13 protein-coding genes and 1 pseudogene are annotated in these 11,504 nt (G+C 63.0%); 8 read left to right on the top strand and 6 right to left on the bottom strand.

Going from position 1 to position 11,504, the window contains the following annotated elements; genetic code table 11:
* Nucleotides 1–30 precede the first annotated feature (30 nt).
* Nucleotides 31–1,452, top strand: a complete 1,422-nt coding sequence (locus CXQ81_RS26270; protein ID WP_007923136.1) for an amino acid permease — start codon at nt 31–33, stop codon at nt 1,450–1,452.
* A 121-nt stretch (nt 1,453–1,573) separates the two neighbouring features.
* Here CXQ81_RS26270 and CXQ81_RS26265 read toward each other — a convergent pair whose 3' ends face one another.
* Nucleotides 1,574–2,173: a hypothetical protein gene (locus tag CXQ81_RS26265; protein ID WP_101338967.1), complete on the bottom strand. Its 600-nt coding sequence runs from the start codon at nt 2,171–2,173 to the stop codon at nt 1,574–1,576.
* Between the two features lie 10 nt (nt 2,174–2,183).
* Nucleotides 2,184–2,780, bottom strand: coding sequence for a papain-like cysteine protease family protein (locus CXQ81_RS26260; protein WP_087090097.1), 597 nt, complete (start codon nt 2,778–2,780; stop codon nt 2,184–2,186).
* A 370-nt stretch (nt 2,781–3,150) separates the two neighbouring features.
* On the opposite strand from CXQ81_RS26260, the gene CXQ81_RS26255 reads away from it, so the two are divergent.
* The 3 genes from CXQ81_RS26255 to CXQ81_RS26245 are packed head-to-tail and all read left to right on the top strand — an operon-like array spanning nt 3,151 to nt 5,973.
* On the top strand, nt 3,151–3,525 hold the full coding sequence (locus CXQ81_RS26255) for a GtrA family protein (protein ID WP_101338966.1): 375 nt from the start codon (nt 3,151–3,153) through the stop codon (nt 3,523–3,525).
* Nucleotides 3,522–4,463, top strand: a complete 942-nt coding sequence (locus CXQ81_RS26250) for a glycosyltransferase family 2 protein (RefSeq protein ID WP_053262475.1) — start codon at nt 3,522–3,524, stop codon at nt 4,461–4,463. Before CXQ81_RS26255 ends, CXQ81_RS26250 begins: the two co-directional genes overlap by 4 nt.
* 1 nt (nt 4,464) lies before the next feature.
* Complete coding sequence (locus CXQ81_RS26245; protein WP_101338965.1) at nt 4,465–5,973, top strand: glucosyltransferase domain-containing protein; 1,509 nt, start codon at nt 4,465–4,467, stop codon at nt 5,971–5,973.
* 22 nt (nt 5,974–5,995) lie between these two features.
* Here the strand turns inward: CXQ81_RS26245 and CXQ81_RS26240 are convergent, their stop codons facing one another.
* The 3 genes and pseudogenes from CXQ81_RS26240 to CXQ81_RS26230 form a co-directional block, all read right to left on the bottom strand.
* On the bottom strand, nt 5,996–6,280 hold the full coding sequence (locus CXQ81_RS26240; RefSeq protein ID WP_097134934.1) for a putative quinol monooxygenase: 285 nt from the start codon (nt 6,278–6,280) through the stop codon (nt 5,996–5,998).
* A 66-nt stretch (nt 6,281–6,346) separates the two neighbouring features.
* Nucleotides 6,347–7,966, bottom strand: coding sequence for an FMN-binding glutamate synthase family protein (locus CXQ81_RS26235; protein ID WP_101338964.1), 1,620 nt, complete (start codon nt 7,964–7,966; stop codon nt 6,347–6,349).
* 129 nt (nt 7,967–8,095) lie between these two features.
* Nucleotides 8,096–8,242 (bottom strand): annotated as a pseudogene (locus CXQ81_RS26230) (LuxR C-terminal-related transcriptional regulator); the annotation flags it as partial.
* Between the two features lie 149 nt (nt 8,243–8,391).
* On the opposite strand from CXQ81_RS26230, the gene CXQ81_RS26225 reads away from it, so the two are divergent.
* The 4 genes from CXQ81_RS26225 to CXQ81_RS26210 all read left to right on the top strand — a co-directional run bounded on the left by CXQ81_RS26225 (nt 8,392) and on the right by CXQ81_RS26210 (nt 10,548).
* A complete protein-coding gene (locus tag CXQ81_RS26225) occupies nt 8,392–8,664 on the top strand; it encodes a type B 50S ribosomal protein L31 (RefSeq protein WP_009045397.1) in 273 nt (90 codons plus the stop codon).
* Nucleotides 8,665–8,898: 234 nt separating this feature from the next.
* Nucleotides 8,899–9,333, top strand: a complete 435-nt coding sequence (locus CXQ81_RS26220; RefSeq protein ID WP_101338962.1) for an NUDIX domain-containing protein — start codon at nt 8,899–8,901, stop codon at nt 9,331–9,333.
* Between the two features lie 27 nt (nt 9,334–9,360).
* Complete coding sequence (locus tag CXQ81_RS26215; RefSeq protein ID WP_007930534.1) at nt 9,361–9,999, top strand: LysE family translocator; 639 nt, start codon at nt 9,361–9,363, stop codon at nt 9,997–9,999.
* A gap of 39 nt (nt 10,000–10,038) precedes the next feature.
* Nucleotides 10,039–10,548 carry a GNAT family N-acetyltransferase gene (locus CXQ81_RS26210; protein ID WP_101338961.1) on the top strand — a complete coding sequence of 170 codons (510 nt, stop codon included), beginning with the start codon at nt 10,039–10,041 and terminating at the stop codon, nt 10,546–10,548.
* 32 nt (nt 10,549–10,580) lie between these two features.
* Here the strand turns inward: CXQ81_RS26210 and metR are convergent, their stop codons facing one another.
* The gene (gene metR / locus CXQ81_RS26205) at nt 10,581–11,498 is read right to left on the bottom strand and encodes a transcriptional regulator MetR (protein ID WP_007930536.1); all 918 of its coding nucleotides are present in this window, start codon (nt 11,496–11,498) and stop codon (nt 10,581–10,583) included.
* Nucleotides 11,499–11,504: the final 6 nt, after the last annotated feature.

Here is an 11,504-nt window from a genome sequence, read left to right as displayed (position 1 = left end):
TATCCAATAACAAGATGAGGTTGTATCCCTATGCCAGTTGGCAACCACCTGCCCCAAGGCGAGACCGCTCAAGGCGGCCCGCTGAAACGCGAACTCGGCGAACGGCATATTCGCTTGATGGCGCTTGGCGCCTGTATCGGCGTCGGCCTGTTCCTCGGTTCGGCCAAGGCCATCGAAATGGCCGGCCCGGCCATCATGCTGTCCTACATCCTCGGCGGCCTGGCGATTCTGGTGATCATGCGCGCCCTCGGCGAGATGGCCGTGCATAACCCGGTCGCGGGTTCCTTCAGCCGTTACGCGCAAGACTACCTCGGCCCGCTGGCGGGCTTTCTCACCGGCTGGAACTACTGGTTCCTGTGGCTGGTGACCTGTGTCGCGGAAATCACCGCGGTGGCGGTGTACATGGGCATCTGGTTCCCCGATGTGCCGCGCTGGATCTGGGCCCTGGCGGCCCTGGTGAGCATGGGCTCGATCAACCTGATCGCGGTCAAGGCCTTCGGTGAGTTCGAGTTCTGGTTCGCCCTGATCAAGATCGTCACCATCATCGCCATGGTCATCGGTGGCGTCGGCATCATTGCCTTCGGTTTCGGCAATGACGGCGTGGCGCTGGGCATTTCCAACCTGTGGACCCACGGCGGTTTCATGCCCAACGGCGTGACCGGCGTGCTGATGTCCCTGCAGATGGTGATGTTCGCCTACCTGGGCGTGGAGATGATCGGCCTCACCGCCGGTGAAGCGCGCAACCCGCAGAAGACCATTCCCAACGCCATCGGCTCGGTGTTCTGGCGCATCCTGCTGTTCTATGTGGGCGCGCTGTTCGTGATCCTGTCGATCTACCCGTGGAACGAAATCGGCACCCAGGGCAGCCCGTTCGTGATGACCTTCGAGCGCCTGGGCATCAAGACCGCCGCCGGCATCATCAACTTCGTGGTGATCACCGCCGCGCTGTCGTCCTGCAACGGTGGCATTTTCAGCACCGGGCGCATGCTCTACAGCCTGGCGCAGAACGGCCAGGCCCCGGCCGGTTTCGCCAAGACCTCGAACAACGGCGTGCCGCGTCGCGCGCTGCTGCTGTCGATCTTTGCCTTGCTGCTGGGCGTGCTGCTCAACTACCTGGTGCCGGAGAAAGTGTTCGTCTGGGTGACCTCCATCGCCACCTTCGGCGCGATCTGGACCTGGGTGATGATCCTCCTGGCCCAGCTCAAGTTCCGCAAAGGCCTGAGCGCCTCGGAACGTGCCGGCCTGAAGTACCGCATGTGGCTGTACCCGGTCAGTTCCTACCTGGCCCTGGCGTTCCTGGTGCTGGTGGTGGGGCTGATGGCCTACTTCCCGGACACCCGCGTGGCGCTGTATGTGGGGCCGGCGTTCCTGGTGCTGCTGACGGCGTTGTTCTACCTGTTCAAGCTGCAACCGAACAATGCCCAACAGGGCGCGGTGCGTTCGGCGTCGTAACGCCATAGGCGATAAAACCAAAAGCCCCGGTCAGTGACCGGGGCTTTTTTATGCGGGCGCTGTTTCTGCGGTTCCGGGTTTTAGTGTTGCAATCGCCCGTTCACCGCAGCCCGGTGAACGGTCAGCTCCCCAACAGCCCTGTGGTGTCCGCATCGAACGCCGCTTTCGCTTGTTGCGCGGCGGGCGCCAGCAGGGCCAGCAACGCGGCCTCGCTGTACAGCTTGGTGCTCGCCAGGTGCTTGGGCGTTGGTTCGATGGGGATCAGCACGTCTTCATCGCTGGCGTGTAGCCAGATCGCCGCGACATGCAGCGCCGAGACAAACAACACACGCAGCTCGAAGGTCCGGCCTTTGAGGTGCGGCGCCTTTTCCGCCAGGTTCAGCGCATTGACCGTGGCCGACGCTAGGGCGCCGTGGTTCAGCGACGAGAACTCGACCTGGCCGGCGACTTCCGCCAGTTGCGCGTCGGCAATCGAGACTCCGTCGCTGAACACCAGGTAATGCCAGTCCCCCAGCGTGGCCTGCTGCAGGCCTTTGCCCTGGGCCAGGTCTTCCAGGCTCAGCGAGTAGCCGCGGTAGGGCTCGGACAGGCTCACTTTACTGGCGGTGGCCTGGGCGAACTGGCGGTTGACGCCGAAGCCTTTGCTCTGCAGGGCCGTCTGGAGAGCCGGGCGCAATACCTGAGCGCCGTTGGCGGGGGCCTTGGGATAAGTCAGTTGCATGCTGCCCTCCTTAGTTTTTCCGGGTGAAGTAGGTGGTGGTCCAGTTGCCGCCGCCGTTGTACGAACGGGGGAAGGTGTTCAGGGCACGGGTCGAATAGCCGTAGATGGAATCCGCAATCAGCAGGTAGCTGCCGTTGGTGCCATAGATCGCCAGAAAGTGCGCGCCGCCGCCAAACCAGGCACAGCGCAGGCCAACGGGGCGTCCCATGTTGATCTGGTTGTCGATGGCCGACAGTTGGATCGAGCCCTGGCTCATGCCGCCAAAACTGCGGGTGGTGCGCAGGGCCGAGTCCAGGTAGCCATACACGTTGCATGGCCCTGGCTGGTTGCAGCAGGAATTGCGCCCCAGTTCCGTGTTGGCAACCCCGCATTGAGTCCAGGAACCGGTGCGGTAAAAGTTGCCGACCGAGGCCGACAGCGCGGCCCAGCACCAGTTGGTCTGGGTTTGCTGCTGAATGCTGAAGTTGAGGCTGGCGGCCAGGGCGGCGTGTTCCGCGCTGTCGTCGACTTCGCTCAGTCCGGCGTTGAGCAGGGTGCCGACCAGGCACTGTGGCAGTGCCTCGGCAGGACCTGTGCGGGTAAAGGGTGTGTCTTCAAGGGTTAACATTTTCATCCTCCATGAGTGAAAACAAGCGTCCAGCTTGTGTCGTTGTTGCGTGTGGCGATGCAGCGTTTTTCGCAAGCCCGTGACCGGCCTGTAGGGTTCGCCATCCTCGATGGCCTGCTCCGGTCGGGCTCAGGGGTAACCTTAGCTGCAATATGCATTGATGCAAGTTTAAATATGCATTTGTGCAATTCGTTGTGGATAGGCAATCAGGCCAGAGAAGGCCTGGGAGGGGGCTTGCACGACGACGGCCCATGCAGGCCGGCTTGGATGCCACACGTCTGAAAGACCGCCGGATCAGCGATTTCGCCAATCGATGGGCAGAAAAACCTGCCATACAAGTTGAGCAACATTCAACGCGGGAGAGTCACCAATGAGACTCTTATGGAAGGGAATCTCCAGATACACGGTGATCGGCATCGCTAATACCTTTATCCACTGGCTGGTGTTCTTTTTGCTGAGCCTGGTGGCGGGCCTCAGCCAGGCGCTCAGTAACCTGGCGGCCTTTTGCGTCGCGGCGTCGTTTTCTTTCTATATGAATGCGCGCTTCACCTTCGCCGCCAGGGCCTCGGTCGGCGGCTATCTGCTGTTTCTGGGGGGCATGGGGGCGCTGAGCCTGGGTGTCGGGCATGCCGGGGATGTGTGGCGGCTGCCCGGCTTGCTGACGGTGCTGGTGTTTTCCGCCCTGAGCCTGGTGGCGGGTTTTCTGTTCGCCAAGTACCTGGTGTTCCGCGGGTGTGAACGATGAAGATCTCGCTGATCGTTCCGGTCTTCAATGAAGAGCAGGCCATCGGTCTGTTTTACCAGGCGGTGCGTCGCGAGTTGCGGTTCGAGCAGGGCGAAGTCGAGATCGTGTTTATCAACGACGGCAGTTCCGACCGCACGGCCGAAGAGGTCAAGGCCCTGGCGCAGATGGACGAGCAGGTGCTGTTGATCAACTTTTCGCGCAACTTCGGCAAGGAGCCGGCGTTGTTCGCCGGGCTGGAGCACGCCAGCGGCGATGCGGTGATTCCCATGGACGTCGACCTGCAGGACCCGATCAGCGTCATCCCGCGGCTGATCGAGGAATGGCAGAAGGGCGCCGATGTGGTCCTTGCCAAACGCCGCAGGCGCACGGCCGACAGTTTTCTCAGGCGCAGCAGCGCGGCGTTGTTCTACCACCTGCTGAACCGTATCGCCTACACCCGGATCGAGGAGAACGTCGGCGACTTCCGGCTGATGGATCGCAAGGTGGTCGATGTGATCCGGACCCTGCCCGAGCATCAGCTGTTCATGAAGGGCGTCCTGTCGTGGGCCGGGTTCACCACGGTGGTGGTGGAATACGAGCGCGCCGGACGGGTGGCGGGCAAGAGCAAGTTCAATGGCTGGAAACTGTGGAACCTGGCGCTGGAAGGCATCACCTCGTTCAGCACCGTGCCGTTGCGCTTGTGGACCTACATCGGTGGCGGCATCTCGATTTTCGCGGTGCTCTACGCGGTGTACATGGTCCTGGACAAGATCTTCTTCGGCAACAGCGTGCCCGGCTACCCTTCGTTGATGACCGCCATTCTGTTTCTCGGCGGCGTGCAGTTGATCGGCATCGGCATCCTCGGCGAGTACGTCGGCCGTATCTACATCGAGGCCAAGCATCGGCCGCGCTACGTGATCAAGGACGTCATCGGCGGCAAAGACCGCCTGGGGCTCTAGCATGGACAGAATGGGCAGCTTGCTCAGCGGGGAACTCGGGCGTCGCCAGGCCTGGCTGTTTTTTCTGTGCGCCACCTTGTTGTATGTGCTGCCGCTGATCCTCGCGGACTTTCCCTATATCGATGACAACTGGCGCTCTCTGTCGGCCGGCACCGCCTGGACGGAGCAGGGGCGGCTGTTTACCGAGCTGTTCTACAACGCCCTGACCTTCAGCGGCGCTGCGCCAAACATCTTTCCCTTGCCGCTGCTGATCGCCACGCTCGCCATGGCCGCGGCCCTGACCAGCCTGACGTTCCATTACTACCCGCAGCCGACGGCGGCCTGCTGCCTGGTGCTGTTGCCGCTCTGGTACAACCCGTTCTTTCTGCAGAACCTGTCGTATCAATACGACGGCCCGGCCATGGCCTTGAGCCTGGTGGCGGTGATCTACGCCATCACCTATCGCAACCCGTACCGTGTACTGCAATGGCTGGTGCCGGCCTTGCTGGTGGCGCTGGCCATCGGGCTGTATCAGATCAGCATCAATGTGTTCCTGGGCCTGTGTTGCCTGGAGGTGATCCGCGGCGCCAATGACAAGAGTGCCTGGCCGCGCTGGTGGGAAACGATCGGCTGGAAGATCGCCCAGGCGGCCCTGGGCTGGATGATCTATTGCGTCACCGCCTACCCCTTCATGGAACAGACCCGCACCTTGCTGCTGAATGGGTCGGCGCAGCCCTTGCTGCAACTGCAAGTCAACATCGCCAGGGTGCTGGAAAAAGTCGTGCTGCTGTTTCACGGCGGGTTCGCCTGGGTGTTCGCCGCGCTGGCGCTGTGCGCCCTGGCCGGTTGCGTGCGGTTGGCGGCGAACCTGTTCCAGCGGCCGGACAGCGGCCTGAAAAAAGTCGTGATGGCCCTGGTCTGCCTGCTGGCATTGCCGCTGGTGCTTGTGCTGGTGTCGGGGATCGCGCTGTTTTTCCGCGACTTCAATGAAGGCGCCCGGACCTTGATGGGCTTCGCGGTGTTGTGGGTGCTGCTGTTCTATCTGAGCCACCTGGCGCTGGCAGCGCTGCATGAGCGCTTGCCGCTGCTGCTGATGGTGCCGCTGCTGGCGATGCTGTCGCTGTCGTTCGCCTATGGCCGAGTGCTGACGGTGCAGAAAACCCTGGTGGCCAGCGCGCTGTCGAGCCTTGAGCGCGACATCACCAGCCACCGGCCGTTGCGCGAGGCCAAGCGCATCTATATGTCGGTGACCTATTCCGATCACTGGCTGCTGGCGGCCGCGGGCTCGTTCAAGCAGATGCCGGTGCTGCACTACCTGCTGAACATCGACTTCTTCATGCTGGCCGAGAACCTGCCCAAGGTGGGTATTACCAACGTGGTCGCGGAAAGGGAGCGGCGCAATGCGACCCTGGTCGGTTACCAGGGCTATCCACCGCTGGTGGACAGCCGCTACTACCGGATCTATCTGCTGGGCGATTACGGTTTTATCGTCATGAAGGAACCGGCGCCGATCAAGACGCTGCACTGGTGAGGCGCCGGGCTTATCCGCTGGATCAGAACTGATCCATCAGCAGCACACGGCATTCCCTGGCCTGGAAGGCGTTGATCTGTGGCACCAGGCGGGTGAAGTGCTCGGTCTGGCAATGGGCCTCGAGCGCCGCGCGGTCTGGCCATTGTTCGATAAAGATGAAGTGCCCCGGGTCTTGCTGGTCGACGAACAGGTCGTAGGCGATGCAGTTCGGCTCCTGGCGGGTTTTCTCCACCAGTTCGGCGTACCAGGGGCGCACGGTGTCGAGGTGTTCGGGCTTGATGAAATCTTCGGCGATGACTTTGAGCACTTGGGTTGCATCCTTTGCATGATGGATAGCGCCCCGCCGTTGCGGCGGGGCGCCGAGTGTGGCCGGTCAGGCCGCGGCTTCGCTGTTGGGCTCGAAGCTGTCGGCGCGCGCCAGCTGCCACATGCGCGAATAGAACTCGCCGCTGACCGCGCCGGTGAGCAGTTCGCCGGGCTTGAGGAACACATGCAGCTGCGAGAACAGCTTGATCTCGGTGGCCGACATGCGTCGTACCAGGTGCTTGGCTTCCAGTTGCGACGGGTGATTCAGGCCGGCGGCGGCGAGCATTTCGGCCAGGGCCTTGAGGGTGTTGCGGTGGAAACTGAACACCCGCTGCGCCTTGTCCGGCACCACCAGCGCGCGCTGGCGCAGGTTGTCCTGGGTGGCGACGCCGGTCGGGCATTTGTTGGTGTGACAGCTTTGCGACTGGATGCAGCCGATGGCGAACATGAAGCCGCGCGCCGAGTTGGCCCAGTCGGCGCCGATGGCCAGCACACTGGCGATATCGAAGGCGCTGACGATCTTGCCGCTGGCGCCGAGCTTGATCTTGTCGCGCAGGTTCAGGCCCACCAGGGTGTTGTGCACGAACAGCAGGCCTTCGCGCATTGGCACGCCGATGTGGTCGGTGAACTCCACCGGTGCCGCGCCGGTGCCGCCTTCCTTGCCGTCGACCACGATGAAGTCGGGGAGGATGCCGGTTTCCAGCATGGCCTTGGCGATGCCCATGAACTCCCACGGGTGGCCGAGGCAGAACTTGAAGCCTACGGGCTTGCCGCCGGACAGCTCACGCAGCTGCTGGATGAAATGCATCATTTCGATCGGCGTGGAAAAGGCGCTGTGACTCGATGGCGAGATGCAGTCCTCGCCCATGCGGATGCCGCGGGTATCGGCGATTTCCTGGGTCACCTTGTGCTTGGGCAGGATGCCGCCGTGGCCGGGCTTGGCGCCCTGGCTCATCTTGATTTCGATCATTCGCACCTGCGGGTCCTGCGCCTGCCTGGCGAAACGCTCCGGGTCGAAACGGCCGTCGCTGGTGCGGCAGCCGAAATAACCGCTGCCCAGTTCCCAGGTCAGGTCGCCGCCGTTTTCCCGGTGGTAAGGGCTGATGCTGCCTTCGCCGGTGTCATGGGCGAAGTTGCCGAGCTTGGCGCCCTGGTTGAGGGCACGGATGGCGTTGGCGCTGAGGGAGCCGAAGCTCATGGCCGAGATGTTGAACACCGAGGCCGAATAGGGCTGCTTGCACTGCGGGCCGCCGACCGTGACGCGGAAGGTGCTCGGGTCGCTCAGGGGCGCCGGGCGCATGGAATGGCCGATGAATTCGAAACCCGACTGGTAGACGTCGACCAGGGTGCCGAACGGCTTGTCGGCGCTTTCGTTCTTGGCTCGCGAATAGACCAGCGAGCGCTGGGCCCGGGAGAAGGGCAGGGCGTCGCTGTCGGACTCCAGCAGGTACTGGCGGATTTCCGGGCGGATGCCTTCCACCAGGTAGCGGATATTGCCCAGGATCGGGTAGTTGCGGCGCACCGCGTGGGGGCTTTGCAGCAGGTCGAAAATGCCCAGCAGGCTGAGCAGGAAGGTGACCAGGGTGATTGGCCAGAGCCAGTCATGTTCGAGAAAGGGCAAGCTGGCGAGGGTGAAAATCACGCAGGCAGCAAAGAAGGCGTAGCGGCTCAGGAGGGACAGGCTCATACGGTTTCCTTGGTTCGGACTCTATAGATTTCGTTTTTGGGTACTCATTCTTCTTGTGTGGCCAACGATCTTGTTGTTGTAGAGAACGGCTGTGGCGCAGCCAGTGTGCGCACAGGGCAGCTTCAGGCGTCAGGCAGTGCGCGCCTGGAGAACAATCGAAAACAGTTCGGACCGGGACGTGATGCCCCGCTTGCCGTAGATGTGTTTCTTATGGACGTTCACGGTTTCGGCAAAGGTTTGCAGCTTACGAGCGATCTCCTTGCGGGAGCAACCGCTTGAGCATCAGGTGTCCGCCCTGGTGCCAGGTGTTGATGAGGGCGATAGACGATTTGCTGCTTTCCTTATTGCAACTGGTTCTCGTTTCCATGGTTGGATAATGTTACTGTATAACGAATTAAATCATCACCCAGCCCTCGGAGACTGCCATGAAAGCCAATATCCATCCCGCCTACCGCACCGTACTGTTCCACGACACCGCCGCGGATGTGTACTTCCTGATCGGTTCCACCGTGGACACCGACCGCACCCAGCGCCACAGCGATGGCAACACCTATCCCTATGTCACCCTCGACGTCTCCAGCGCCTCGCACCCGGTCTACACCGGCCAGCAGCGCAAGACCCAGTCCGAAGGGCGGATCGCCGGCTTCAACAAGCGTTTCGCTTCGTTCGGTTCGTCCGGCAAGACCGGCAACGCTTGAGGGCCCCGGCCCTTGCCGCACAGCCGCTGGTTCCTGCATCCCTGTAGGAGCGGGCGGCATCCTCTGGTCCATTCCCCTCTCTATTCCAACCCGCCCATGGAAGGCCTGGGTGGCAAGCGCTTGGTCCCGCCCGAGGCGCCGGGTGTATGGAAAAAACAGCGGCCGACTGTGTCGTGACGACGCCTCGCCAGTCATGGGATCCTTGCCGCCTCGCGTAACCGATCCAGGTTTTTCATGACTCTTTCAAGCGCTGCATCCCCCCTTATCCGTATCGCCGCGGCCCTGTTGATCGGCCCGGACGGCCGTACCCTGCTGGTGCGCAAGCGCGGCACCCTGGCCTTCATGCAGCCGGGCGGCAAGATCGAGCCGGACGAGTTGCCGGCCCAGGCCCTGGCCCGTGAACTGGAAGAAGAACTCGGGCTGCGGATCGCCCCGGCCGACGCCCGTTACCTGGGACGTTTTTCCGCACCGGCAGCCAACGAGCCGGGTTTTGTGGTCGAGGCCGAATTGTTTCGCCTCGATCTGGACACCGACGAGGTCCGGCCCGCGGCGGAAATCGAGGAGGTCTGCTGGATCGATCCGCAGGCTGGCGACGAGCTCACATTGGCCCCATTGACACGCGACCTGATCTTGCCGTTCTATCGCGCCTCGCAACTGGCCTCGGCCTGATTTTTCAAGGACAAAGGATTGCCCATCATGATTCCCCTTCACGACATGTTGATCTTCATCGCCGCAGCCTTGCTGATGGTGCTGACCCCCGGCCCCAACATGATCTACCTGATCTCCCGTTCGATCTGCCAGGGGCGCCGGGCAGGCGTGACCTCGCTGGTCGGCGTGGTGGCCGGTTTCTTCGTCCACCTGTTCGCCGCGGCGATCGGCCTGACCGCGGTCTTCATGGCGGTGCCGGTGGCCTATGAAGTGCTCAAGTGGGTCGGCGCTCTGTACCTGATGTGGCTGGCCTGGCAGGCCCTGAAGCCGGGCGCGCGTTCGCCGTTCGAGGCGCAGCAGTTGCCGCCGGATTCGTCGCGCAAGCTGATCCTGATGGGCTTTCTCACCAGCGCCCTGAACCCGAAGATCGCGGTGTTCTACCTGTCGGTCTTTCCCCAGTTCATCAGCCCGGAACACGGTTCGGTGTTCACCCAGAGCATCATCCTCGGCCTGACCCAGATCAGCGTGAGCTTCAGCGTCAACCTGCTGATCGCGCTGTTCGCTTCGGGCATCGCCGCCTGGTTCGTGCACAACCCGCTGTGGCTGGCGACCCAACGTTATTTCATGGGCTTCGTGCTGGCCGGGCTGGCGGTGCGTCTGCTGCTGGAACAACGCCAGACGGTCTGACCGTTTCATTCACCTGCGGCCCGGGGGCCTCGACCGACCATGTCCATCCAGCGCCTCGATGCCGGTCACGCCGCTGCCTACCGCGCGCTGATGCTCGAAGCCTACGAGCATCATCCGCAGGCCTTTACTTCCAGTGTCGTCGAACGTGCGGCGATGCCCTTGAGTTGGTGGGAGTCGCGGCTGAGCAGCCCGCTGGACCTGTTGCTGGGGGCTTTCGAGGATGGCGAACTGATGGGCATCGTCGGCCTGGCGTTCGAGGTCCGGGAAAAAGCCCGGCACAAGGCCACGCTGTTCGGCCTGTATGTGGCGCCGCCTTATCGCCACGGCGGCCTGGGTTACCGGCTGGTCCAGGCGCTGCTGCAGGAGGCGCGCAAACGCCCTGGGGTGCGGCTGGTGCAACTGACGGTCACCGCCGGCAACGACGCCGCCCTGGCGCTGTACCAGCGTTGCGGTTTCGTCCAGTTCGGCCTGGAGCCGCTGGCGGTGCGGGTGGGCGTCGAGTACTTCGACAAGCTCCACCTGTGGCGTGAAGTTGTCTCCCCCCTCTGACAGTCCCCGTTCCTGCAGGCCGATGGCGCTTTTCAACGCACCGCGCTGACCCCGTCCAGGGTCGAGAACGAGGTGTCCTTGGCGGTCAGCAGGAAGTCGCGCATATAGGGCGCATCCAGCATGTCGGCGCGGATCGCCGCGTACAGCGTGGCGAACAGGCCTTTTTCCCCCAGGCGCTTGGCCTTCACATAGCCCCGCGAGCTGTATTCATGCAGCGCCCAGTGGGGCATGCCGCACACGCCTCGGCCGCTGGCCACCAGTTGCATCATCATCACCGTCAGCTCCGAGGTGCGGACCTGGGCCGGTTCGATGTCGGCGGGCTCCAGGAAGCGGGTGAAGATATCCAGGCGATCGCGCTCCACCGGGTAGGTGATCAGGGTTTCGCTGAGCAGGTCTTCCGGAACGATGTAGGGTTTGCTGGCCAGGCGGTGCTGGTTGGCCACCGCCAGCATGGCTTCGTAGGTGAACAGCGGCACGTAGGTGATGCCCGCCAGCTCCAGCGGGTCGGAGGTCACCACCAGGTCCAGGTCGCCACGGGCCAGGGCCGGCAGCGGGGCGAAGGAGAAACCCGAGGCCAGGTCCAGCTCGACTTCCGGCCAGGCGTCGCGGAACTGGTCGATGGTCGGCATCAGCCACTGGAAGCAGCTGTGGCATTCGATGGCCATGTGCAGGCGCCCGGCGGTACCGCCGGCCAGGCGGGAAATGTCCCGTTCGGCGGCGCGCAACAACGGCAGGGTGGCGTCCGCCAGTTGCAGCAGGCGCAGGCCGGCGCTGGTGAAGCGCACCGGTTTGGTCTTGCGCACGAACAGCGGCATGCCCATGCGTTCTTCCAGTTCCTTGAACTGGTGGGACAGGGCGGACTGGGTCAGGTGCAGGCGTTCGGCGGCTTCGACCAGGCTGTCGGCTTCGCGCAGGGCGTGCAGGGTCTTCAGGTGACGGATTTCGAGCACCAGGGT

It is taken from the genome of Pseudomonas sp. 09C 129, from assembly GCF_002843625.1.
Taxonomy (GTDB): Bacteria; Pseudomonadota; Gammaproteobacteria; order Pseudomonadales; family Pseudomonadaceae; genus Aquipseudomonas; species Aquipseudomonas chlororaphis.
Note: the sequence above shows the minus strand (reverse complement) of the source record. Positions and strands in the feature narration are given on the sequence as shown.